The organism is Sphingomonas sp. BK345, from assembly GCF_014193845.1.
In the GTDB taxonomy this organism is placed as follows: Bacteria; Pseudomonadota; Alphaproteobacteria; order Sphingomonadales; family Sphingomonadaceae; genus Sphingomonas.
The window spans coordinates 919,163-942,631 of sequence record NZ_JACHZX010000001.1 but is presented as its reverse complement, the minus strand read 5'-3'; the positions used below and the strand labels follow the sequence as shown (position 1 = coordinate 942,631).

Here is a 23,469-nt window from a genome sequence, read left to right as displayed (position 1 = left end):
GGGGAAGAGGGATCAGGCCGCGACCTTGCTGGCGAAGTCGCCGGCATGGCCGTCGAGCGCGCCGAGCCGGCCCGCGAGCGAGTCGAAGCCGGCGCCGAGCCGGTCGATCTCGGTCGCCACCGTCTCGGTGTCCTCGCGAATCGCGGCAATCGTGTGCGACATCGAGTCGGCGGCGAGCGCGGTCTCGTCCACCGCGGCGGTGATCGCGGTGACGGTCTGCGCCTGCGACTCCATCGCATGGCGGATCCGCGTCGCCGAATCCTGTACCTCGGCGACGGTGGTGCGGATCGAGGCCGAGGTGTCGACGGTGACTCGCGTCGCGGCCTGGATCGCGGCGATCTTGGCGGCGATGTCGTCGGTCGCCCGCGCGGTCTGGCTGGCGAGGCTCTTCACCTCCTGCGCCACCACCGCGAAGCCGCGCCCGGCGTCGCCCGCGCGCGCCGCCTCGATCGTGGCGTTGAGCGCGAGCAGGTTGGTCTGCCCCGCGATGTCGCGGATGAGCCCCAGGATCGACTCGATCGACTTGGCGTGGTCGCTCAGCGCGCCCGAGACGTTGACCGCGTCACCCGCCTGGCCGGCGGCACGAGTCGCGATGTCGGCGGCGACCTCGACCTCGGCGCGCGCGTCCTCGATCGCGCGGATCAGCCCGGCCGCGGTCGAGGCGGCGTCGCGCATCGCGACCGCGGACTGTTCCGCCGCGGCGGCGACCTCGCTGGTCTTGCCGAGCATGCCGCGCGCCGCCGACGAGGCGTGCGAGGCCTGGGCGCGGAGATGGTCGCCCTCGCGGGTGGTGTCCTCCACCGTCACCGCGATGCCGTCGCGGAACTCGGCGGCGAGCCGGTCGCGCGCCACCTGCGCGCGATGCTCGCGATAGGAAGCGTACATTTCCACCGTGATCTCGCCTTCCAGCGCGGAGAGCCGCATCAGCGTGTCGAGCATCTCGGGCAGGCGCGGATCGTCGCGCGCCACCGACGCCATCAGCACCTCCAGCGCGGCGCGGTCGCTGGCGCTGATCATCGACAGCAGCGCCATCGGGGTGACGTCAGCGGCGTAGGCGCCCGCCACCGAGCGCTCGATCGACTCGATCCAGGCGCGCTCGCGCGTGCGCAGGAAGCGGTTCTCGAGGAAGATGCAGCCGAGCTCGATCATCCGCTCGCTCTCGTGCTGTGCCCAGGAACGGCGGTCGGCGAAGCAGCGCTGCCACTGCTCCCAATAGGCCTGCGCGATCGCGCGAGCGCGCGGTGCCAGCGCCTCCCACACGTCGCGCGACGCCTGGGTCAGCCGCCCGTCGACGTCGAACACGCGGAAGCGGGCGGTGAGGTCGAAGGCGGCGGCGACCGATCCGATCGGCGGCAGGTCGTGGGACAAGGAGCGGCTCCCGCTGGGGTCAGAGTCGCGACCGTAGCTACCGCTCACGGGTTAATAGTGGGTTAGGCAACCACCGTCGTTTCCCTCGGGGGACCCGGCACCAAGCTTGCATCGGCGCGCCGCTGGACGCATAGGCAGCGCCAAATCTGTCCGTCGTTTTCGTCACCCGAGGAACCCAGCGCTTGGCCTCCAAACCCGCCCGCCCGCGCAGCCCGCATCTGTTCAGCGGCCCGCTGCGGCTGCACTATCGCTGGTCGCCGGCGATGACCGCCTCGATCTTCCACCGCGTCACCGGCGACGGCATGGCGACGGTGGGCACGCTGCTGCTCGTCTGGTGGCTCGCCGCGATCGCCGCCGGGCCGCAGGCGTACGGCGTGTTCCTCGACGTGTTCACCACCGCGAGCGGCGCGCTCAACCCGCTCGGCTGGATCGTCGGCGTCGGGCTGACCTGGTCGCTGTTCCAGCACATGATGAGCGGCATCCGCCACCTCATCCTCGACACCGGCGCGGCGTTCGAGCTGAAGGTCAACCGCACGCTGGCGGTGCTCACCTTCGTGATGTCGGTGCTGCTCACCGCGGGCTTCTGGTTTCTCCTCGTGGGGATCAAGTAAATGACGACCGAGATCGGCCGCGTCCGCGGGCTGGGCAGCGCGCACGCCGGCGCGCATCACTGGTGGCACCACAAGATTACCGCCGGCACCAATTTCCTGCTGCTGGTGTGGTTCCTGGCGTCGATCGCCATGCTGCCGTCCTATGATCACACCACGGTGCGGCTGTGGCTCTCCTCGGCCTGGGCGGCGGTGCCGATGGCGCTGCTGATCGCCTCGGTGTTCTACCACTTCCGCCTCGGGCTGCAGACGGTGATCGAGGATTATTCGCACAAAGAGAACCGCTTCGTGCTGACGATCCTGCTCAACGTGTTCACCGCCGCGACCGCCGGGGTCGCCATCTTCTCGATCCTCAAGGTCGCCTTCGGAGCTGCCGCCTGATGTCCGACGCGTATAAGATCATCGACCACACCTATGACGCGGTGGTCGTCGGTGCGGGCGGCTCGGGGCTGCGCGCGACCATGGGGATCGCCGAGAGCGGGCTGAAGACCGCCTGCATCACCAAGGTGTTCCCCACGCGCAGCCACACCGTCGCGGCGCAGGGCGGGATCGCCGCCTCGCTCGGCAACAACTCGCCCGATCACTGGTCGTGGCACATGTTCGACACCGTCAAGGGCTCCGACTGGCTCGGCGACCAGGACGCGATCGAATATATGGTGCGCGAGGCGCCCGCCGCGGTCTACGAGCTGGAGCACGCCGGCGTGCCGTTCAGCCGCAACGACAACGGCACGATCTACCAGCGCCCGTTCGGCGGCCACATGCAGAACATGGGCGAGGGCCCGCCGGTGCAGCGTACCTGCGCCGCAGCGGACCGCACCGGCCACGCCATGCTCCACGCGCTCTACCAGCAGAGCCTGAAGTATGACGCGGACTTCTACGTCGAATATTTCGCGCTCGACCTCATCATGGAGAACGGCGCCTGCCGCGGCGTGATCGCGCTGTGCATGGAGGACGGCTCGATCCACCGCTTCCGCGCGCACGCGGTGGTGCTCGCCACCGGCGGCGGCGGGCGCGTCTACCAGTCGGCCACCTCGGCGCACACCTGCACCGGCGACGGCAACGGCATGGCACTGCGCGCCGGCCTGCCGCTGCAGGACATGGAGTTCGTGCAGTTCCACCCGACCGGCATCTACGGCGCGGGCGTGCTGATCACCGAGGGCGCGCGTGGCGAGGGCGGCTATCTCACCAACTCCGAGGGCGAGCGCTTCATGGAGCGCTACGCCCCCAGCGCCAAGGACCTCGCCAGCCGCGACGTCGTGGCGCGCTCGATGGCGATGGAGATGCGCGAGGGCCGCGGCGTCGGCAAGGAGAAGGACCATATCTTCCTCCACCTCGACCATATCGATCCCAAGGTGCTGCACGAGCGGCTGCCCGGCATCACCGAGACGGGCAAGATCTTTGCGGGCGTCGACCTGACGCGCCAGCCGCTGCCGGTCACCCCGACGGTCCATTACAACATGGGCGGCGTGCCGTGTAACTATCACGGCGAGGTCGTGCGGCTGCGCGACGGCGATCCCGACTCGGTCGTCCCCGGGCTGTTCGCGGTGGGCGAGGCGGCGTGCGTCTCGGTCCATGGCGCCAACCGCCTCGGCTCCAACTCGCTGATCGACCTCGTCGTGTTCGGCCGCGCTACCGGGCTGCGGCTGAAGGAGACGCTCAAGCCCGACACGCCGCACAACCCGCTGCCCAAGGGCTCGGAAGAGATGGCGCTGAGCCGGCTCGACCATTTCCGCCACGCCTCGGGCGGCACGCCGACCGCCAAGCTGCGCGGCGAGATGCAGCGGACGATGCAGCGCCACTGCGCGGTGTTCCGCGACTCGGCGCTGCTGGCGGAGGGCGTCGAGAAGATCGAGGCGATCTACCAGGGCGTCCAGGACGTCGGCGTGACCGATCGCTCGCTGATCTGGAACACCGACCTGGTGGAGACGCTCGAACTCGACAATCTGATCGGCCAAGCGGTGGTGACGATGAAGAGCGCGGCCAACCGCAAGGAGAGCCGCGGCGCGCACATGCACGAGGACTTCCCCGAGCGCGACGACGCCAACTGGATGAAGCACACGATCACGACCTTCGAGGGCTGGGGCGGCAAGAGCGGCGCCACCGCGATCGATTATCGCCCGGTGCACGACTACACGCTCACCGACGACGTCGACTACATCAAGCCGAAGAAGCGCGTCTACTGATCAACGCGCCTTGGTCGAGCCCTTAGAGGCTAATTCATCGAAGCTGAAGCGTGCTCCGGCGAACGCCGGAGCCCAGGGCGCCAGGGATGGCGCTCGTGGCTCTAGGCTCCTGCGTGCGCAGGAGCACGCTCGTGCTTCGATCAGATCCTGGCCGTGCCCGACCCGACCGCGGCGGCGCAGGAGCATTGCCAGCGTCGCAGGTGAGAGCGCCTCAACCGCGCCATGTCGCGCACCGCAAAGGCGAGCAAGGCCATGATGCGGACGGCCGGGCGCGGCTCGGATTAGGCGGCGCCGTCGAGCCGTTCGGCGAGCCAGCGCGCGATCAGCGCTTGGCGGGTGGTGCCGCTATCGGCGGCGAGCTGGTCGAGCCGGCGGACGCGCCACGTGGGCAGGTCGAGCGCGACACGCTCAATGTCGTTGATCCGCTCCGCCGCACTCCAGTCGATCAGGTCGCTGATGTCGTCCACCGCGTCGAAACGTCGGTCGAAGTCCTCACTGCTCATCTGCCCGCTCATAGGCTCTCGCTTCCTCCGGTCGCGCGCGGCGCACCGAGTTGATTCGGATCCGGTCGCCGCGCTCGGTCACCACAGCCGTCCGTCGATATGGCCGACGACCAGCCAGCGCGGCTTGACGAGGCCGATCGTCTCACCGGAATACGCAACGCCAGCGGATCATGCCACAGCGCCCGCGCGGTAGGAAAGTCGATGCCGAGCTTGAGCCGGTTCGCGGCACTCTTCGCGGCGTCGAACTCGAACACGCTCTGTCATAGACACGCGGAACGAGCCCACCTCCACCGCGCCCACGTTTTCTGCGCCGTAGGGAACCCTCGCCCCCGCCGTCGCTTACCGCCGCCATGACCGACAGCAACGCCGCTCGCTACCCGCTCCTCGCCATCCCGCACATTCAGCTCCACGGCACCGTGGACGACATGATGTATGCACGGTTCAAAGAGCAACTCGCCGCCGTGCCCGCCGAGGGCCCGATCGTCGTCTCGCTCACCACGCTCGGCGGCGACCCCGAGATGGCGCGCGCGATGGGCGACTCGATCCGCCTGCTGCGCGAATATACCGGCCGCGAGGCGCTGTTCCTCGGCAAGGTCGCGGTCTATTCCGCCGGCGCGACCTTCATGTCGGCCTTCCCGGTCGAGAATCGCTTCCTCACGCGCAACTCACGCCTGATGATCCACGAGCGCAGCATGACGAGCACGATCCAGCTCTCCGGCCCGCTCAATACGATCCCGCCGATCCTCAAGGCCAAGCTCAACGAGATTGCCGACTCGATCCGCATCCAGGAGGAGGGCTTCGCCGACCTCGTCCGCGGCAGCCAGGTGACGCTCGACGAGCTCAAGAAGCGCGCGCCCGACAATTGGTACATCGAGGCCAACGAGGCACGTGACCTCGGCCTGGTGCTCGACGTCATATGACATTCCCGCCGCCCGGTCAGCCCCTGCGCTGACCCACCGCGGCGCGCCTCACGCGAAGGCCGGCGCCTGGCGGAGCTGGTGATAGGCGCTGATCACCTTGGCCAGCATCGCCTCGTGGCTGCGGTCGCCGCCGTTGCGGTCGGGGTGATAGCGGCGCACCAGCTCGGAATAGCGGCGGCGCAGCGCGGCGCGGTCCGCGTCCGCCGCCAGACCGAGCGTCTCCAGGGCGCGCCGGTCCTCGCCCGACAACAGCTTGCCGTCGCTCCGCTCGGGCGCGGCGGCGCGGCGGAAGCGCGCGCCGATCGCGTCGAGCGGGTCGGTGAAGTCGGCCCAGCGCGGGCCCTGGTCGCCGCCGCCGGCGCGCGTGAAGGCGCGTGTCGCGTTCTCCCAGCCCGCCAGCGGGCGTTGCGCGTGGTGGATCTCGTCCGCTGTCATCCCGTCGAAGTAATTGTAGCCCGCGTTGAAGGCGCGGATATGGTCGAGGCAGAACCAGCGGAAGCGCGGCGGTCCCTCGCCGTGGCCCGCGCCCTCGAGCGGCGGCGCGCGGAACTCGCCCGGCTCGGTACAGCCGGGGTGCGCACATTCCTGCGCCGCGCCCTCGACGCGGCCGTGGAATCTCGTCTGCGGTCGATCCTTGTGGGGCTTCACTGAACTGCCGTCGCTTCCCGGACAAAGGAGGGTATATGGGGGCGATGACCGACGCTTCCACCGGGCCGATCGCGGCCGAGATCACCGCCCGTCTCACCGCGGCGCTCGCCCCGTCGCGGCTCGAGGTGATCAACGAGAGCGCGCTTCACCGCGGCCACGCCGGCGACGACGGCAGCGGCGAGAGCCACTTCCGCGTGCTGGTGGAGAGCCCCGCCTTCGCCGGTCGCTCGCGCGTCGAGCGCCAGCGGCTGGTCAACCGCGCGCTCGCCGAGCTGCTCGCCGACCACGTCCACGCGCTGGCGATCCGCGCCACCGCGCCGGGCGAGCCGGCGTGAGCGGCTACCGGCTGTGGTACTGGCCGACGATCCAGGGCCGCGGCGAGTTCGTCCGGCTCGCGCTCGAGGCGGGCGGGATCGCCTATGAGGACAGCGCGCGGGTGCATGGCGTCAAGGCGATGCTCGCCGACATGGCGGGGCACGCGCCGTTCGCGCCGTTCGCGCCGCCCTATCTGGTAGCGGACGGGCGCGCGGTGGCGCAGGTCGCCGACATCCTGCTCTACCTCGGCGGCCACCACGGGCTGGCGCCGGGCGACGCGGCGACGCGCTACTGGCTCCACCAGCTGCAGCTCACCGTCGCCGACCTCGTGGCGGAGGCGCACAACGTCCACCACCCGGTCGCCGCCATGGCCTATTACGAGGAACAGAAGCCCGAGGCGGCACGCGCCGCCGCCACGTTCCGCGACGAGCGAATCCCCAAATTCCTCGATCACTTCGAGGCGGCGACACGCGTCATCGAGGGCGAGTGGGTCGCGGGCGGGCGCTGGAGCTATGTCGACACCTCGCTGTTCCAGGTGATCGCGGGACTGCGCTATGCCTTTCCGCGGCGGATGGCGACGCTGGCGCCGCGCTACCCCGGTCTGGCGGCGCTGCACGACCGCGTCGCCGCGCTTCCCGGGGTGAACGCCTATCTCACCAGCGAGCGGCGGCTGCCGTTCAGCGAGGAGGGCATCTTCCGCCACTATCCCGAGCTCGACGGGGATTAAGCCGATCCTCCCCGCGGCGCGGGGAGGACTTCGGCGTCACCCCCGCAGCGAGTCGGGGACGATGCCGCCGCTCTGCTCCAGCGCGCGCATCACCGCGCGGTGGAGCCAGATGTTCATCTCGGCCGAGCCGTCGAGCTGGCCGGTATAGCCGAGCTCGGTGGCGAGCTCCTTGCGGTTGGACAGGCTCGAGTCGATGTCGAGCAGCTTCATCAGGTCGACGATCGAGGTGCGCCAGTTGAGGTCGGGGTTGCCCTTCGCCTGCGCGGTGGCGGTGAGCACCTGCTCGACGTCGACCGCGGCGGCCGGCGCCGCGGGCGCCGCGGGCGCCGCCGGTGCGGCGGGGGCAGCCGGCGTGGCGGGCGCGGCCGACGTGCCCGGCGTCGCCGGCGTGGCCGGGGTCGCCGGGGTGGCGGGTGCCTCCTTGTGGCCGCCGAACTGGCCGCCGAGCGGGCCCTTGTCGCCGAAGATCGCGCTCTTGATCGCGCCGAAGATGCTCATGTCACCAACTCCCATCTGATCCAGGTCGTCCCCGGCAACGTCGCGTCGCCATGAAGGTTCACCGTCGCATTCCGCCAGCAGCGCGTCCGCCTCGGCGATGCCCTCCTCGTAGCTGCCCCAATTGTCGGGATCGATCTCCTCCGGCGTCGGCGGCGTGCGCGCCGCCACGCGGATCCGGCGGATCAGCTCCACCTGCGTCGCGCTGAGCGGTGCGCCGCCGCGGCGCCGGTCCCACGCGCCCGCGGCCTGCTCGTCGCGCGTGCTCCGCGCGGTCGGCGGCGGCGGCACGCCCGCGCGCGCGGCGGCGGCGGTGAACCAGGCGTCGCGCGCGTCGAACAAGGCGTCATATTCGTCGTCGTCGTAGCGATCGGGGTTGGGCCCCATCGCGCGCGCCTCGGCCGGGCTGAGCGCGCGCGCATAGGCGCGATCGCCCGGCAGCCCCTGTTCCTCACCGACGAAGGCGTAGGGCGGCGGGAAGCGCGTGCGCCAGTCGCGCGCTTCCTCGTCCCACCACACCGGCGCGCTCGAATGTTGCGAATGTTGCGCCTCGGGCGAGTCCGCCGCCGGCGCCGGATCGGGCGCGGGCGGGGCGAGCACCACAAGCCCCGCCGCCTCGGCGCGCGCCCATTGCGCCGCGCTCCACGTGTGACGCGCCGCGGCGTCGAGGTCGGCGATGTCGACTTCCTCGGCGCGCGCGGCGGCGACGCGCTGGAACCGATCCGCCGCGGCGAGCGCAAGGATCGGCGCGAGCTCGCGCGCGAGCGCGTCGGCGGCGGCGGGGTCGGGCGAAGCGGCGGCGCCGTCGGGCGCGGCGGGGTCAGCGGAGGCGGCGCCGAGCAGCGCCTGCAGCGCGCCGCTGCGCCGCGCCAGGAACAGCCCGGCGCGCGCGGCGCCGCCCTCGGCCGCGACGCAGTCGAGGAAGGCGTCGAACTCCTGCGCGACCAGCCGCGCCGCCTGCGCGTCCGCCGCCGGCGCGGACTCGACCTGGCGGTCGAGCCGGTGGAGCAGCCCGAGCGCGAGCCGGTTGTCGTGGCGGTGGCGCGTGACGGTGGTGCCGTCGGCGCGGACATAGCTGTCGGTCTGGCCCTCCAGCGCGCGCACCATCAGCGTCTCGGCGACGGCCTCGCGCGCGACCAGCGTGGCGGCGCGCCAGCCGAGCGCGAAGGCGCTGCCCTTGGCCGAGCGGCGGAAGGCGAAGGCCGAGGTGGCGGAGAGCCCGACGCGCGCGGCGGCGCGCTCGACGCCGTGGCCTTCCGCGATGGCTTCGAGGAAGGCGCGCTGGCGCTCGGCGGACCAGCCGTCGGCGCGGCGGGAGGCGGTGAACGGGGCGGCGAGCGGGTCGGTGAGCGAGTCGGGGGCGGGGGGCTTGTCGGCCCGGCGGGCGGGGGCGGTGATGCCTTCCATCGGGGTCATGACGGTCATGGGCGCGGCTCGCTGCGGCTGGGGGAGGCGGCGAGGGTGCGCGGTGTTGGACGGTGTAGGACAGCGGGCGCCGCATCGGGTCGGCGGAAGATGAGCTCAGGGCTTGTCGGCGGTTATGTAGCTACATAATGTAGGGATGGAGATCAGCTTCGATCCGGAGAAACGGCGGAGGGCGCTCGAACGCCGCGGGCTCGACTTCGCGGACGCGGGGGCGGTGTTCGCCGGTCCGGTGGTCGAGTTCGAGGACGTCCGCTTCGCCTATCCGGAGCGCCGCTTCGCCACCTACGGTCTGCTCGACGGCCGCATGGTGGCGCTGGTGTGGACCGAGGCGGCGAATGGACGCCGCGTGATCTCGATGAGGAAGGCCAATGAGCGAGAACGTGCCCACTACGGACCCCGGCTGGCTCGACCCGGCGGATGACGCGCCCGAGATGACCGACGAGCTGTTCGAGATCGCCGAATTCTCGATCGGCGGCAAGGTCATCCGCCCCGCGACGGGCTATCTCGGCCCGAACGGCGTGGTGCGCGGCCGCCCGCCGCAGCGCGCGCGCGCCAAGCAGCAGGTGACGCTGCGGCTCGACCCCGACGTGGTCGAGCGCTTCCGCGCCGACGGGCCGGGGTGGCAGGGGCGGATGAACGAGGCGCTGCGCAAGGCGGCGGGGTTGTGATGTCGAACTACCGCGTCCGCTCCGCCGCCTCGTCGCTCGGCAGGGAGGTCCGCGAGGAACGCTGATGGGTGAGCTGAGACGCTACGACATCTTCGCCGACTATTTCCAATTCTATCTCTGGGATGGGCGCTACCATCCCGACGACCTCGGCGTCTTCACCGACGAGGAATGCGCGCGGCACGTCAAAATCGCGCCGCACGCGATCGTCATCATGCCGATCCGCAACATGACCGTGCCGGTTGCGCTCGACCTGCGCGACACGGCGCCCGCCGAGCCCGAACTGACCGAGTGGGATCACGTCGTCGACGTCAGCCTAGCACTGCCGTCGGGCGAGTTGGAGCTGGAAGGATGGCAGGAAGAGCCGATCGACCGGATCGCGGTCGCGCCGGGCAGCTATCGTGTCCGGCTCTGCCTCGGCGGCCTCGATACGCTGAGCGAGGACGGCCTGGACGGCGACGACCATTATCGGCTGACGCTCTGGCCCGCGCCCGAGGAGCCGCTCGTCGTGTGGAGACAGCACCTGCCGTCGCCGGATCGATCGTGATGGCGGCGACGCGTTCTCCGTCGAGCGTGTCGTCCGACTGAATCTAGTCGAGGATGGCGAGCAGGTCCGAGGTCGCGTCGTCCGTCCAGACGAGTGGGTGCATTATCTCCCGCGATGCCGATCGATGATCGCCCGCGCCATCGCCATCACTTCCTCATGCGGGATGCCCGGTTCGGTCGAGGCCATCGCCTTCTCGACCTTGGCGCGGAACCACGCGTCATAGGCAGCAGCCTCGTCGTGCGTCGTCGCGGTGGCCGTGTCGGTTGGTAGCTCCGCCATGCCTGCATAATGCTAGATGGCGGCCAGGGGTGGAAGCGCGCTCTCCGTTCTGCCTTGCCGCATTGCCTCAGATCGGCGCCTCGGGTAGGCGCGGCCCTGCGGTTCGCTCGCGAGCGGGACGCTCACCCGTCCGGGTCGCCCGCCAATACCTCCGCGCCAGAATGCCAGGGCGCGCAGCAGCTCGGGCCGGTGCGGCCTCACTCCGCCGCCTCGGCCTCCGCCTTCACGCCCGCCCCGCGCTTCCGCAGCAGCGGCGCCAGATACCGCCCGGTGTAGCTCCGCTTCTCCTTCACCACCTCCTCGGGCGTGCCGGCCGCGACGATCTCGCCGCCCTTGACGCCGCCCTCGGGCCCCAGGTCGATGATCCAGTCGGCGGTCTTGATCACGTCGAGGTTGTGCTCGATCACCACCACGGTGTTGCCCTGCTCCACCAAGGCGTGGAGCACCTCGAGCAATTTGCGCACGTCCTCGAAGTGCAGCCCCGTCGTCGGCTCGTCGAGGATGTACAGCGTGTTCCCCGTCGCGCGCCGCGACAGTTCCTTGGCGAGCTTGACCCGCTGCGCCTCGCCGCCCGAGAGCGTCGTCGCCTGCTGGCCGACCTTGACGTAGCCCAGCCCGACCTCGACCAGCATCGCCATCTTGTCGCGGATCGGCGGCACGTTGGCGAAGAAGCCCGCGGCGTCCTCCACCGTCATGTCGAGCACGTCGGCGATCGAGTGGCCCTTGAACTTCACCTCCAGCGTCTCGCGATTGTAGCGCGCGCCGTGGCACACGTCGCAGGTGACGTAGACGTCGGGGAGGAAGTGCATCTCGATCTTGAGCACGCCGTCGCCCTGGCACGCCTCGCAGCGCCCGCCCTTGACGTTGAAGCTGAACCGCCCCGGCTTGTAGCCGCGCGCGAGTGACTCAGGGAGCCCGGCGAACCAGTCGCGGATCTGGGTGAAGGCGCCCGTGTAGGTCGCCGGGTTCGAGCGCGGGGTGCGGCCGATCGGCGACTGGTCGATGTCGATCACCTTGTCGAGATGCTGCAGTCCGGTGATCTTGTCGTGCTTGCCCGCCAGCACGCGCGCGCCGTTGAGCTGGCGCGCCGCCCCCGCGAACAAGGTGTCGATGGTGAAGCTCGACTTGCCCGAGCCCGACACGCCGGTCACGCAGGTGAAGGTGCCGAGCGGGATCGAGGCGGTGACGCCGGTGAGGTTGTTGGCGCGCGCGTTGTGCACCGTCAGCTTCTTGCCCGAGCCCTTGCGGCGCTTGGCCGGCACCGGCACCTCGCGCACGCCGTTGAGATAGTCGGCGGTGATCGATCCCTCGCTCGCCAGCAGCTCGGGCAAGGTGCCCTGCGCCACCACCTGGCCGCCGCGCACGCCCGCGCCCGGCCCCATGTCGATGACATAGTCGGCGGTGCGGATCGCGTCCTCGTCGTGCTCGACCACCAGCACGGTGTTGCCGAGGTCGCGCAGCCGGCGCAGCGTGGCGAGCAGCATGTCGTTGTCGCGCTGGTGCAGCCCGATCGAGGGCTCGTCGAGCACGTACAGCACGCCGGAGAGCCCGCTGCCGATCTGCGAGGCGAGGCGGATGCGCTGGCTCTCGCCCCCTGAGAGCGTGCCCGAGGTGCGGTCGAGGTTGAGATAATCGAGCCCGACGTTGTTGAGGAAGCCGAGCCGCTCGATGATCTCCTTGAGGATCCGCTCGGCGATGGCGCGCTGCTGGTCGCCGAGATGGTTCGGCAGGTCGGTGAAGAAGGCGAGCGCGTCGACCACGCTCAGCCGGGTGGCGTGGCTGATGTCCTCGCCCGCGATCTTGACCGCGAGCGCCTCGGGCTTCAGCCGCGCGCCGTGGCAGGTCTCGCACGCCTGCGACGACTGGTACTTGGCGAGCTCCTCCTTGATCCACGCGCTCTCGGTGGAGAGCATGCGGCGGTTGAGGTTGCCGATCACGCCCTCGAACGGCTTCTTGACGTCGTAGCTCTTCTTGCCGTCGATGAAGGTGAGCGTCACCGGCTGGCCTTCCGTACCGTAGAGGATCTTGTCCGCCACCTCGGGGTGGAGCTCGCCCCAGGGCGTGTCGAGCGAGAAGCCGAACTCGCGCGCCAGGCTCGCCATCACCTGCATGTAATAGGGCGAGGGCGGGTTGCTCTTGGCCCAGGGCACCACCGCGCCCTTCTTGATGCTGAGCTCGTGGTTGGGGACGATCAGGTCCTCGTCGAACACCAGTTTCTCGCCGAGCCCGTCGCACGCCGGGCAGGCGCCCTGCGGGGCGTTGAACGAGAAGAGGCGCGGCTCGATCTCGGCGATGGTGAAGCCGCTGACCGGGCAGGCGAACTTCTCGGAGAAGACGATCCGCCCCGGCGGCGCGTGGTCGCCCAGCACGACGCTCTCGGGGGTGCGCGGCTCGACCGGATCGGCCGGGTCGACATAGGCGAGCCCGTCGGCGAGCTTGAGCGCGGTCTCGAAACTGTCGGCGAGCCGCGTCGCGACGTCCTCGCGCACCACCAGGCGATCGACCACCACCTCGATATCGTGCTTGTACTTCTTGTCGAGCGCGGGCGCCTCGTCGATCTCATGCACCGCGCCGTCGATGCGGACGCGGGTGAAGCCCGCTTTCTGCCACTCGGCCAGCTCCTTGCGATACTCGCCCTTGCGCCCGCGCACGACCGGCGCGAGCAGGTACAGCCGCGTCCCCTCGGGCAGCGCCATCACGCGGTCGACCATCTGGCTGACCGTCTGCGCCGCGATCGGCAGCCCGGTGACGGGCGAGTAGGGCACGCCGACGCGCGCCCACAGCAGCCGCATGTAATCGTAGATCTCGGTGACGGTGGCGACGGTCGAGCGCGGGTTGCGGCTGGTCGTCTTCTGCTCGATCGAGATCGCGGGGGAGAGGCCCTCGATATGGTCGACGTCGGGCTTCTGCATCAGCTCGAGGAACTGGCGCGCATAGGCCGAGAGTGACTCGACGTAGCGGCGCTGGCCCTCGGCGTAGATCGTGTCGAACGCCAGGCTCGACTTGCCCGAGCCCGACAGCCCCGTGATCACGGTGAGCGTGTCGCGCGGGATGTCGACCGACACGTCCTTGAGATTGTGCTCGCGCGCGCCGCGGACGGAGAGGGTGGTAAGGGCCATGCGGTTGTTTGTTCCAGATTTGTTCGGGCAGGTCCAGCGCCGGGCGCTTGCCCGCGCGATGTGGGACGCTAGGCTGCGGGCGACAAGGCGCGCACGGGCACGCGCCGGCACGGGAGCAAGCGATGCGGCAGGCTGAGCGGCGGAGCGGGCGGGCGCGCGGGCGAGCTGAGCGGCGCGGGGCGACGGCGGCGCGCGCGCTGGCCGGCGCGGCGTTGCTGGGGAGCGCGCTCGCGCTCGCTGCCGCGGCGCCGCCCGACCCCGCCCCGCTCGCCCCCGCCCCGCTCGCCCCCGCCCCGCTCGCCCCCGCCCCGCTCGCACCGCAGGGCAAATGGGTGGTCAATTACGGCGAGCGCGGCTGCGCGATGGCGCGCGCCTTCGGCCCGGCGGACGCGCCCGTGATCGTGGCGTGGCGCTCGCTGCCGTTCAGCGACCGCGTCGAGCTCAGCGTGCAGCGCCGCCTCGGCCAGCGCGGGCTGCGCCGCGGCGTGCTCACGATCGCGGTGGAGGGGCGCGGCGACCAGACCGTCTACGAGGCATTCAACGGCACCGGCGACAAGCTCCGCACGCTGCGCGGCTGGACCAACCCCGCGCTGTTCGCCGATCTGCCCGAGCGCGCGGTGCTGACGCTCACCCCCTCGAGCGAGCCCGCGCTGGCGGTGTCGCTGGTCGGCACCGCGCGCGCGCTCGCCGCGCTGGCGCGCTGCAACGACGATATCGCGCGCGGCTGGGGCATCGCGCCGGGCGAACGCGCGGCGGTGGCGACCGAGGCGCAGTCGCGCGGCGACCCGGCGCGCTTCATCGGCCCCGAGGATTACGCCAAGGCGGCGGTGGCGCGCGGCGAGCTCGGCACCTCGGCGCAAGTGTGGACGATCGCCACCGACGGGCGCGTCAGCGAGTGCCGCACCGTGATCCCGAGCGGCAGCGAGGCGCTCGACAAGGCCGGCTGCGACGCGGCGCGGCTGCGCGCGCGCTTCACCCCTGCGACGGGGCGCGACGGCCGGCCGATGACGAGCCACACCACCCAGGTGATCAGATGGGAGCTGCCCGGCGCGTGGCAGGACGATCCCGCCTATCGCGCCTATGTGCGCCAGCGCCGCGAGGCCGCGCGCGCCGAGGGTTGATCGCCCGCGCGCGTGTCTTACCTCTATGGCACACAGGAGGTGCGCATGGGCAAGAAGAAGGGTGCGGGCGGCAAGGGTTCGGGCGGGGGTTCGGGCGGGGGCTCGGGCGGGGGCGCCGGCAAGGACGCGGGCAAAGGCGCGGGCCGGTCGGCGAAGCTGCCCAAGGAGCTGTTCGGCGTGAAGCTGCCCAAGGAGCTGCGCCGCCAGGGCGAGGCGTGGATCGAGCGCGCCCAGTCGCCCGCTGGCCAGCAGGCGATCGCGAGCGCGCTGACTGCGGTGGCGGGCATGGCCGCGAGCGCGGTCGCGGCCAAGGCGGCGGAGAAGGCGGCGAGGAGCGCGGCGCCGGCGGGCGGCGCGGCGGAGGCGCAGGGTGCGGGCGCGGGAGCCGCGGCGGCGGGCGCCGGTGGTGGCCAGCGCACGCGCGAGCAGGAGATCGGCGACGCGGTGACGCGGGTGGCGACGGCGTTCTTCGGCGGGCTGAAGGGGCGGGGGTGATTAGGTGGATGGCTACGAGTTTGTCGCCGGCGACGCCTTCGATTCCTGTAGCTTTATCAAGCGGTCAAGTGCAGCCGCACTGTAGCGCTGATGTGGAACACCGCTTAGAATATACTTCTTGTAAAGACTAGCGTCGGTTTTAATGCCGGCTTCGGTAATCAGTTTTATGACCGATGACCTATTAAGAGCGGGAAACTTGCGAATTAGCTTTCCAGAAAAGACGTTAAACTCTAAAGAAAAGTGATCAAGTTCGTTGATTTTGCGAACGGCGACAACAGCGGCGCCGGGCGCATCTTCCGTTACAAGCCGGACGGCCTCACCCTGATTATTTGTTATGCGTAACGTGAGTTCCGGACCGTTGCCTTCAGGGTTGATGCGTAGCGTCGAGACCCCGGGGAAGATTGTGCGCCAACCCTCTCCATTGTTAATGCGAGCAACAGTTCTATCGAGGTCGCGATCCGTGGGCTGTGTCTTTTCGCCGCTTATAGAGCTTTCTAGAACAGCGAGAGTGCGTATGCGAGCTTTGGCATCAAGTCGCTTACGAGAGCCTGGAGAGACCATGCTTGCGATTTCGGCGAAATCGGCATCAAGCAACGCGCCGAATTCGGTAGGCGGCAGAGCAGATACAAGGCAAACTCGATCCGGAATGTCGTTTCGCAAGGGCAGGTTTAAAGCATTCTTGGTTATCTTTGAGAAAAGGGTAACCGCTGCTTGCGCGTAGACATAGAGCTGCCCCTCAGATGGCTCGACAATATAATGCTGAGCTGCGTCACGAAGATTGTTCAGGTTCTGTAGACTCATCGCTTCTTCGTCGTTGAGGCATTTAAGCTGGTGATCCGAAACGCATTTGCGGAGGCATTGATCGAAGCCAATTGTTAGGGCGCGATCGCGTTTGTCCCGGATGCTACCGTCCTTCGCAAGGATAACAGATTTCATCAAAAGCTCGAATGCTCTATCAAGAAAGATGAGCACTGCCTCCGCTCGTCCGCGATCCCAGCAGCGATTGAAATGATCTACCGCAAGAACAAGGGAATCAACGGCCTTTGTGTGGAGAGCTCTGGCTTCTCGCTTCATGCTTCCGTCCGAAAATTTCGTATCGTTTGAACCGTGTCTAGCCTCGGGCCCTCCTCTTCGATCAAGATTAATTCGCGTCGAAGTGGAGGGTTGTTGAACCTCATGCGTGTTGGCACAGGTTCTGGCTCCGAGGTCAGTGCCGGAAGGCCACAATGCACTTAGCATCGGCGATCTGCAAAGCTGGTGGAGGAGGGGGTACGACGACCATGCCCAACGACAAACGCCTCGCCGCCGAAGCCGCCGTCGCCGAGGTCACCCCCGGCCTCCTCGTCGGCCTCGGCACCGGCTCCACCGTCGCGTATTTCATCGACGCGCTCGCCGCGCGCGTCCGTGACGGGCTCGCGATCCGCGCCGTCGCCACCAGCCGCGCCAGCGAGGAGCGCGCGCGCGCCGCGGGCATCGCGGTCGACGACTTCGCCGATGTCGCGCAGGTCGACCTCACCGTCGACGGCGCCGACGAGCTCGACCCGCATTTCTACGCCATCAAGGGCGCGGGCGGCGCGCTGCTGCGCGAGAAGATCGTCGCCGCCGCCTCGGCGCGGATGGTGGTGATCGCGGACGGCGCCAAGCAGGTCGATGCGATCGGCGCCGCCAAGCTGCCGGTCGAGGTGATCCCCTTCGCGCGCGCCTTCGTCGCCGCGCGGCTCGCCGCGCTGGGCGCCGTCACGACCCAGCGCGACTCGCTCACCGACAACGGCAACCTCATCCTCGACGCGCGCTTCGCCGCCTTCCCCGAGCCGCGCGATCTCGCCCGTGCGCTCGAGGCCACCCCCGGCGTGATGGGGCACGGGCTGTTCCTCGACGAGGTCGACGCCGCCTACGTGGCGCGGGACGGCGTCGTTACGCGACTGGAACGCGCCGCGCCGAGGCGTTAAGGATGCGGTGAATCGGGCAACCGGCGGTGCGCCGGTGCGTTCGATCGCGCGAGGTCCGGGGCGGTGACGTGCCCGGCGCGCGCCTATATTCTCACGGTGCGATCGAACCTGTTGCGACTAGACGAGGCGAGGGGCTGACATGACTGATACCGCTACCATCAACGCGGACGTCCACGAGGACGGCAGCCCCGAGCGGCTCCAAATCGACACGATCCGCACCCTGTCGATGGACGCGGTCCAGAAGGCCAACTCGGGCCACCCCGGCACGCCGATGGCGCTCGCCCCGGTGGGCTGGACGCTGTGGACCCAGTTCCTCCGCTACGACCCGCGCCACGCCGACTGGCCCAACCGCGACCGCTTCGTGCTGTCGGTCGGCCACGCCTCGATGCTGCTCTACTCGCTGCTGTATCTCGCCGGGGTCGAGGAGATCGACGCGGACGGGCAGAAGAGCGGCAAGCCCGCGGTGAGCCTCGAGGACATCGAGCAGTTCCGCCAGCTCAACTCCAAGACGCCGGGCCACCCGGAGTATCGCCACACCACCGGCGTGGAGACCACCACCGGCCCGCTCGGCGCGGGCTGCGGCAATTCGGTCGGCATGGCGATCGCCGAGCGCTGGCTCGCGGCGCGCTACAACCGCCCGGGCTATGACCTGTTCTCGCATGACGTCTACGCGCTCTGCGGCGACGGCGACATGATGGAGGGCGTCGCGGCCGAGGCGGCGAGCCTCGCGGGGCATCTCAAGCTCAGCAACCTGTGCTGGATCTACGACAGCAACCATATCTCGATCGAGGGCGGCACCGATCTGGCGTTCGACGAGGACGTCGGCGCGCGCTTCCAGGCCTATGGCTGGAACGTGATCCACGTCGACGACGCCAATGACGTCGGCGCTTTGTCGGCCGCGATCGAGACGTTCAAGAAGACGGACGACCGGCCGACCTTCATCGTCGTCCACTCGGTGATCGGCTGGGGCAGCCCGCGCGCCGGCACCGAGAAGGCGCACGGCGAGCCGCTCGGCGCCGAGAATGTCGCCAAGACCAAGGAGGCCTATGGCTGGCCGGTCGACAAGGACTTCTACGTCCCCGCGGGCGTCAAGGAGGCGTTCGGCGAGGCGGTGGCGTCACGCGGCGGCACGGCGCGCGACGAGTGGGTCGCGCTGTTCGACCGCTATCGCGCCGAGTTCCCCGAGCAGGCGGGCGAGCTCGACCTGCTGCTCAAGGACGAACTGCCCGACGGCTGGGACAGCGAGATCCCGACCTTCGACGCCGACGCCAAGGGCGTGGCGAGCCGCGACGCGGGCGGCAAGGTGCTCAACGCGATCGTCAAGAAGGTGCCGTGGCTGGTCGGCGGCTCGGCCGACCTCGCCCCCTCGACCAAGACCGACGTGAAGGGCGCGCCCTCGTTCGAGGCGAACAATTACGGCGGGACGAACTTCCACTTCGGCGTGCGCGAGCATGCGATGGGCGCGGTGGTCAACGGCATGGCGCTGTCGCACCTGCGCGCCTACGGCTCCACCTTCCTGGTGTTCCTCGATTACATGCGCGCGCCGGTGCGGCTGGCGGCAATCATGGAGATCGGCGCGGTCTACGTCTTCACGCACGATTCGATCGGCGTCGGCGAGGACGGGCCGACCCACCAGCCGATCGAGCATCTCGCGACGATGCGCGCGATCCCGGGGCTCGACACGATCCGCCCGGGCGACGCCAACGAGGTGGCGGCGGCGTGGCGCGCGGTGATGAAGTCGGCCGACCACCCGACCGCGCTGGTGCTGTCGCGCCAGGCGCTGCCGACGCTCGACCGCTCGAAGTACGCGAGCGCGGACGGGATCGAGCAGGGCGCCTATGTGCTGGCCGACGCGGCCGAGGGCGGCGTGCCCGACGTGATCCTGATCGCGACCGGCTCGGAAGTGGGGCTCGCGGTGGCGGCCTATGAGCAGCTCGTCGGCGAGGGCGTGAAGGCGCGCGTCGTCTCGATGCCGAGCTGGTTCCGCTACGAGCGCCAGGACGCCGCCTACAAGGAGAGCGTGCTGCCCAAGGCGGTGACCGCGCGCGTCGCGATCGAGATGGCGGGCTCGCTCGGCTGGGACCGTTATGTCGGCTTCGAGGGGCGGCAGATCACCATGTCGACCTTCGGCGCCTCGGCCCCGCTGGCGAAGCTGCAGGACAAGTACGGCTTCACCGTCGAGAATGTCGTCAAGGTCGCCAAGGAGGCGATGGGGCGGTAGTCCGCAGGGGCGGCGAGCGGGCGGCCGTCGTGCCGGCGACCGCGCACGTCCGTCATCCCCGCCTCCGCGGGGATGACGTGAGAATGGAATGACGAGAGGGCGGGAGGGCGGCGCGGGCGCTCACCGCGGCGATAGAAGCCCCGCGCCCCGCACAGGCTTATTCTACGCCCCCGCCGCCCCTATATCGGCGGGACGCGCGACGAGATGGAGGAAGGCGAATGAGCAAGCTACAGGACCTCAGCAAGGCGGGCACCGCGGTGTGGCTCGACTTCGTCGACCGCAAGTTCCTCGCGCAGGGCGGGCTGCAGAAGCTGGTCGACGAGGACGGCCTGACCGGCGTCACCTCCAACCCGACGATCTTCGAGAAGGCGATGGGCGCGGGCGACGCCTATGACGAGGGCTTCGCCGCGTTCGATCGCGCCAACCCCGGCGCCGAGCCGATGGCGCGCTACGAGGCGCAGGCGATCAAGGACATCCAGGCGGCGTGCGACACGCTGCTGCCGGTCTACCAGCGGCTCGACGCGGCGGACGGCTATGTCAGCCTCGAGGTCTCGCCCTATCTCGCGCTCAAGGGCCCCGAGACCGCCGAGGAGGCCGAGCGGCTGTGGCAGGCGGTCGACCGCCCCAACCTGATGATCAAGATCCCCGGCACCGACGACGGCGTCCGCGCGATCCGCGACACGATCGCCAAGGGCATCAACGTCAACGTGACGCTGCTGTTCGGCGTCGAGGCGTACAAGCAGGTCGCGCACGCCTATGTCGAGGGCCTCGAGGAGCGCGTGAGCAAGGGCCTGTCGATCGACAAGATCGCCAGCGTCGCCAGCTTCTTCGTCAGCCGCATCGACAGCAAGATCGACGACAAGATCGATGCGGGGGTCGGCGGCGAGGAGGCCAAGGCGCTCAAGGGCAAGGTCGCGATCGCCAACGCCAAGCTGGCCTATGCCTGGTACGAGGAGTTCATCGCCTCCGACCGCTGGCAGAAGCTGGCGGCGAAGGGCGCGCGCCCGCAGCGGCTGCTCTGGGCCTCGACCGGTACCAAGAACCCGGACTATCCCGACACGCTCTACGTCGACCAGCTGATCGGGCCCGACACGGTCAACACCATGCCACCCAAGACGATGGACGCCTTTCGCGACCATGGCACGGTGGCGCCGACGCTCCAGCGGGACGTCGAGGACGCGCGCCACGTGATCGCGGAGCAGGCGCGGCTCGGTCTCGACCTCGACGCGGTGACCAAGGAGCTGGTCGACGAGGGCGTGGCGAGCTTCTCCAAGTCGTTCGACGACCTGCTCGCGGTGATCAAGTCGAAGCAGCCCGCCGCGGCGTGATGCCGGGGTGAGCCGGCAGGGGAGCGGCGGCGGCGGCGGGCGTGGCCGGCGCTCCGCTCCGGATCACGGCACATTGCGGGCGAGCGCCTGGCAGAGGCTCGCGCGTCCGTGCCCTTCGCTCCGCTGCCTCACCTATTCCCGTCATCCCCGCGGCGGCAGGGGTCCAGACGCGCTGACGTCTCGGCTCTATCGCCAGGTCCGCGCGTCTGGATTTCTGCCTGTGCAGGGATGACGAGGTGCGGGCGACGACGCATCCCCCGAATCACTCACATCGGCTGCGCACCCCCAAGCCCTCGGTCTCCGCCGCGGCCGCCCCACGCCAGCGGCCCCACCCCCGCCCGCCGCCGTCAGAACTGCGGACTCCGCGCCACACCCGCGCTTGTAAATTACCGTCGCGTCAAGTTCGGAGCGGCAGCGCTCCTGTCCCGCCTTGACACGCGTCGAGCCAGCGGCAAGACATCGTCGAGTGGATGACTTTATACGATGAACGGTGTCGCACGGGACTTTGCACGGGATGTCTGATGACCAGCGCACGCCAGTGATCCTGGTGGTGGACGACGAGCCGCTGGTGCGCAGCACCGTGTGCGAGCAACTCCAGAGCACCGGCTACAGCGTCCACACCGCTGCCTCGGGCGACGAGGCCTATGACATGATCAGCGAGGGGGTGCATTTCGACGTGCTGCTCACCGACGTGCGCATGCCCGGCACGATCGACGGTTTCGGGCTGGTGCGTCGCGTGCTCGCGCTGCTGCCGGACGCGCGCACGATCGTGATGTCGGGCTTCGTCGGCGACGACCATCTCGAGACCCGCGCCGCCGACCGCTTCATCGGCAAGCCCTTCACCATGGCGCGGCTGCAACGCGAGCTCAGCGAGCTGCTCAGCCCGGGGATGTGCTGAGCGCGCCCCCTTTCCCCAGCCGGCGCGCGACCCCATCTGACGCGCATCAAGCTCGGCAGATGGTTATCGGATCGCTGATGTGCTCCTGCACACGCAGGAGGCCGGAGCCGCGAGCATCTCGTTCCGTGACCTTGGGCTCCTGCGTGCGCAGGAGCACGGTTGAGCTTGGTGGGGCCGGCGTTTAGCAGCGCCGGGACCGCAGCGCGCCGTCTCGACGCCCCGGCGCGCGCACACGTTCTCCCGCGTCCACGGAGCCGCCCGCTTATGCCCGACTACGATTACGACCTCTTCGTCATCGGCGCCGGCTCGGGCGGCACCCGCGCGGCGCGCGTCGCCGCCGCGCACGGCGCCAGGGTCGCGGTGGCGGAGGAATATCGCGTCGGCGGTACCTGCGTGATCCGCGGCTGCGTGCCCAAGAAGCTGCTCGTCTACGGCGCGCATTTCGCCGAGGACCTGCGCGACGCGCGCCACTTCGGCTGGGACGTGCCGAGCGACTGCGCGTTCGACTGGCAGCGGCTGCGCGACAACGTGCTGCGCGAGGTGGATCGTATCAACGGCGCCTATACCCACACGCTGGAGAACGCGGGCGCCGAGATCATCCACCAGCGCGCCACCGTCTCCGGCCCCAACGAGGTGACGCTCGGCGACGGCACCACGCGCACGGCGAAGACGATCCTGATCGCGGTCGGCGCGCATCCCGCGGTGCCCTCCTGCCCCGGCCACGAGCACGGCATCACCTCCAACGAGGCGTTCCACCTCGATTCGGTGCCCAGGCGCGTGCTGATCGCGGGCGCGGGCTATATCGCCAACGAGTTCGCGGGCATCTTCCACCAGTTCGGTGCGCACGTCATCCTGATGAACCGCACCAAGGAGATCCTGCGCGGCTACGACCTGCAGATCCGCGACCGGCTGCTCCAGATCAGCATGACGAAGGGGCTGGAGTTCCGCTTCGACGCCACCTTCGAGGGGATCGAGAAGATGGACGACGGCTGTCTCAAGGTCAGCATGAGCGGGCACGAGCCCGCGATCGTCGACCTCGTCATGTTCGCCACCGGGCGCCGTCCCAACACTGCCGGGCTGGGGCTGGAGAGCGCGGGCGTCGAGCTCGACGAGCAGGGCGCGGTGAAGGTCGACGACGACAATCGCTCGACCTGCCCCTCGATCTTCGCGGTGGGCGACGTGACCAACCGCATCCAGCTCACGCCGATCGCGATCCGCGAGGGTCAGGCCTTCGCCGACCGGATGTACGGCGGCAAGGACACGCGGGTCGACTACGACTGCGTCCCCTCGGCGGTGTTCAGCCACCCCCCGATCGCGGGCGTGGGGCTGACCGAGAGCCAGGCGCGGCAGCAGCTCGGCTCGGTGAAGGTCTATTCGTCGGACTTCCGCCCGATGAAGAACGTGCTGGCGGGGCGCGACGAGCGCGCGCTCTACAAGATGGTGTGCGACGGCGAGACCGACCGCGTCGTCGGCATCCACATGATCGGGCCGGACGTGCCCGAGATCATCCAGGCCGCCGCGGTGGCGGTGAAGGCGGGGCTGACCAAGGCGCAGTTCGACGCCACCGTGGCGCTCCACCCGACCATGGCGGAGGAGCTGGTGCTGCTGCGGTGAGGGGGCGGTATGTTGCGATGGCGACGTGACGCTCGGGCATG

The 23,469-nt window shown here is 69.7% G+C and carries 24 protein-coding genes; 16 read left to right on the top strand and 8 right to left on the bottom strand.

Features of this window, described 5'->3' with window-relative positions; translation table 11 throughout:
• Positions 1–12: 12 nt before the first annotated feature.
• Positions 13–1,368: a methyl-accepting chemotaxis protein gene (locus FHY03_RS04285; RefSeq protein WP_260158638.1), complete on the bottom strand. Its 1,356-nt coding sequence runs from the start codon at positions 1,366–1,368 to the stop codon at positions 13–15.
• A 182-nt stretch (positions 1,369–1,550) separates the two neighbouring features.
• On the opposite strand from FHY03_RS04285, the gene sdhC reads away from it, so the two are divergent.
• The 3 genes from sdhC to sdhA are packed head-to-tail and all read left to right on the top strand — an operon-like array spanning position 1,551 to position 4,159.
• Positions 1,551–1,979, top strand: a complete 429-nt coding sequence (gene sdhC, locus FHY03_RS04280; protein WP_183921999.1) for a succinate dehydrogenase, cytochrome b556 subunit — start codon at positions 1,551–1,553, stop codon at positions 1,977–1,979.
• Positions 1,980–2,357, top strand: coding sequence for a succinate dehydrogenase, hydrophobic membrane anchor protein (gene sdhD, locus FHY03_RS04275; protein ID WP_183921998.1), 378 nt, complete (start codon positions 1,980–1,982; stop codon positions 2,355–2,357). It begins immediately after the preceding gene.
• A complete protein-coding gene (sdhA, locus tag FHY03_RS04270; protein WP_183921997.1) occupies positions 2,357–4,159 on the top strand; it encodes a succinate dehydrogenase flavoprotein subunit in 1,803 nt (600 codons plus the stop codon). The genes sdhD and sdhA overlap by 1 nt, the downstream gene beginning before the upstream one ends.
• 281 nt (positions 4,160–4,440) lie before the next feature.
• Here the strand turns inward: sdhA and brnA are convergent, their stop codons facing one another.
• Together brnA and FHY03_RS04260 are read right to left on the bottom strand one after the other, a co-directional pair.
• The gene (gene brnA / locus FHY03_RS04265) at positions 4,441–4,662 is read right to left on the bottom strand and encodes a type II toxin-antitoxin system BrnA family antitoxin (RefSeq protein WP_183921996.1); all 222 of its coding nucleotides are present in this window, start codon (positions 4,660–4,662) and stop codon (positions 4,441–4,443) included.
• A gap of 8 nt (positions 4,663–4,670) precedes the next feature.
• Complete coding sequence (locus FHY03_RS04260) at positions 4,671–4,916, bottom strand: hypothetical protein (protein WP_221189960.1); 246 nt, start codon at positions 4,914–4,916, stop codon at positions 4,671–4,673.
• A gap of 96 nt (positions 4,917–5,012) precedes the next feature.
• Here FHY03_RS04260 and FHY03_RS04255 point away from each other — a divergent pair, with 96 nt between their 5' ends.
• Positions 5,013–5,582 carry an ATP-dependent Clp protease proteolytic subunit gene (locus tag FHY03_RS04255; protein ID WP_183928927.1) on the top strand — a complete coding sequence of 190 codons (570 nt, stop codon included), beginning with the start codon at positions 5,013–5,015 and terminating at the stop codon, positions 5,580–5,582.
• Between the two features lie 48 nt (positions 5,583–5,630).
• On the opposite strand, the gene FHY03_RS04250 is transcribed toward FHY03_RS04255, so the two are convergent.
• The gene (locus FHY03_RS04250; protein WP_183921994.1) at positions 5,631–6,230 is read right to left on the bottom strand and encodes a DnaJ domain-containing protein; all 600 of its coding nucleotides are present in this window, start codon (positions 6,228–6,230) and stop codon (positions 5,631–5,633) included.
• A gap of 44 nt (positions 6,231–6,274) precedes the next feature.
• On the opposite strand from FHY03_RS04250, the gene FHY03_RS04245 reads away from it, so the two are divergent.
• The gene (locus FHY03_RS04245) at positions 6,275–6,565 is read left to right on the top strand and encodes a BolA family transcriptional regulator (RefSeq protein WP_183921993.1); all 291 of its coding nucleotides are present in this window, start codon (positions 6,275–6,277) and stop codon (positions 6,563–6,565) included.
• A complete protein-coding gene (locus FHY03_RS04240; protein ID WP_183928925.1) occupies positions 6,562–7,272 on the top strand; it encodes a glutathione S-transferase in 711 nt (236 codons plus the stop codon). The genes FHY03_RS04245 and FHY03_RS04240 overlap by 4 nt, the downstream gene beginning before the upstream one ends.
• A 36-nt stretch (positions 7,273–7,308) precedes the next feature.
• Here FHY03_RS04240 and FHY03_RS21395 read toward each other — a convergent pair whose 3' ends face one another.
• Positions 7,309–7,770, bottom strand: coding sequence for a DUF3597 domain-containing protein (locus FHY03_RS21395; protein WP_183922061.1), 462 nt, complete (start codon positions 7,768–7,770; stop codon positions 7,309–7,311).
• 1,558 nt (positions 7,771–9,328) lie between these two features.
• Between FHY03_RS21395 and FHY03_RS04230 the strand changes: the two genes are divergently transcribed.
• From FHY03_RS04230 to FHY03_RS04220, 3 genes are all read left to right on the top strand, one after another.
• Entirely contained in the window at positions 9,329–9,613 is a 285-nt protein-coding gene (locus FHY03_RS04230; RefSeq protein ID WP_183928923.1) for a BrnT family toxin, read from the top strand.
• A complete protein-coding gene (locus FHY03_RS04225) occupies positions 9,561–9,860 on the top strand; it encodes a BrnA antitoxin family protein (protein ID WP_183928921.1) in 300 nt (99 codons plus the stop codon). The genes FHY03_RS04230 and FHY03_RS04225 overlap by 53 nt, the downstream gene beginning before the upstream one ends.
• Before the next feature lie 64 nt (positions 9,861–9,924).
• A complete protein-coding gene (locus FHY03_RS04220; RefSeq protein WP_183928920.1) occupies positions 9,925–10,404 on the top strand; it encodes a hypothetical protein in 480 nt (159 codons plus the stop codon).
• A 102-nt stretch (positions 10,405–10,506) separates the two neighbouring features.
• Here the strand turns inward: FHY03_RS04220 and FHY03_RS04215 are convergent, their stop codons facing one another.
• Together FHY03_RS04215 and uvrA are read right to left on the bottom strand one after the other, a co-directional pair.
• Positions 10,507–10,683 carry a stability determinant gene (locus FHY03_RS04215; protein WP_183928918.1) on the bottom strand — a complete coding sequence of 59 codons (177 nt, stop codon included), beginning with the start codon at positions 10,681–10,683 and terminating at the stop codon, positions 10,507–10,509.
• Between the two features lie 197 nt (positions 10,684–10,880).
• Positions 10,881–13,802, bottom strand: coding sequence for an excinuclease ABC subunit UvrA (gene uvrA / locus FHY03_RS04210; RefSeq protein WP_183928916.1), 2,922 nt, complete (start codon positions 13,800–13,802; stop codon positions 10,881–10,883).
• A gap of 122 nt (positions 13,803–13,924) precedes the next feature.
• Between uvrA and FHY03_RS04205 the strand changes: the two genes are divergently transcribed.
• Together FHY03_RS04205 and FHY03_RS04200 are read left to right on the top strand one after the other, a co-directional pair.
• Positions 13,925–14,923 carry an energy transducer TonB gene (locus tag FHY03_RS04205; protein ID WP_183928914.1) on the top strand — a complete coding sequence of 333 codons (999 nt, stop codon included), beginning with the start codon at positions 13,925–13,927 and terminating at the stop codon, positions 14,921–14,923.
• Positions 14,924–14,935: 12 nt separating this feature from the next.
• The gene (locus FHY03_RS04200) at positions 14,936–15,418 is read left to right on the top strand and encodes a hypothetical protein (protein ID WP_183928912.1); all 483 of its coding nucleotides are present in this window, start codon (positions 14,936–14,938) and stop codon (positions 15,416–15,418) included.
• Between the two features lie 12 nt (positions 15,419–15,430).
• Here FHY03_RS04200 and FHY03_RS04195 read toward each other — a convergent pair whose 3' ends face one another.
• Entirely contained in the window at positions 15,431–16,492 is a 1,062-nt protein-coding gene (locus FHY03_RS04195; RefSeq protein WP_183928910.1) for a DUF3644 domain-containing protein, read from the bottom strand.
• Between the two features lie 206 nt (positions 16,493–16,698).
• Here FHY03_RS04195 and rpiA point away from each other — a divergent pair, with 206 nt between their 5' ends.
• The 5 genes from rpiA (at position 16,699) to gorA (ending at position 23,428) form a co-directional block, all read left to right on the top strand.
• Positions 16,699–17,367, top strand: a complete 669-nt coding sequence (gene rpiA / locus FHY03_RS04190) for a ribose-5-phosphate isomerase RpiA (RefSeq protein ID WP_183928908.1) — start codon at positions 16,699–16,701, stop codon at positions 17,365–17,367.
• A 139-nt stretch (positions 17,368–17,506) separates the two neighbouring features.
• Positions 17,507–19,588 carry a transketolase gene (tkt, locus tag FHY03_RS04185; RefSeq protein ID WP_183928905.1) on the top strand — a complete coding sequence of 694 codons (2,082 nt, stop codon included), beginning with the start codon at positions 17,507–17,509 and terminating at the stop codon, positions 19,586–19,588.
• A 218-nt stretch (positions 19,589–19,806) separates the two neighbouring features.
• Complete coding sequence (gene tal, locus FHY03_RS04180) at positions 19,807–20,916, top strand: transaldolase (protein ID WP_183928903.1); 1,110 nt, start codon at positions 19,807–19,809, stop codon at positions 20,914–20,916.
• Between the two features lie 514 nt (positions 20,917–21,430).
• Positions 21,431–21,814, top strand: coding sequence for a response regulator (locus tag FHY03_RS04175; RefSeq protein WP_183921981.1), 384 nt, complete (start codon positions 21,431–21,433; stop codon positions 21,812–21,814).
• 264 nt (positions 21,815–22,078) lie between these two features.
• The gene (gorA, locus tag FHY03_RS04170; RefSeq protein WP_183921980.1) at positions 22,079–23,428 is read left to right on the top strand and encodes a glutathione-disulfide reductase; all 1,350 of its coding nucleotides are present in this window, start codon (positions 22,079–22,081) and stop codon (positions 23,426–23,428) included.
• The last annotated feature ends 41 nt before the right edge of the window (positions 23,429–23,469 follow it).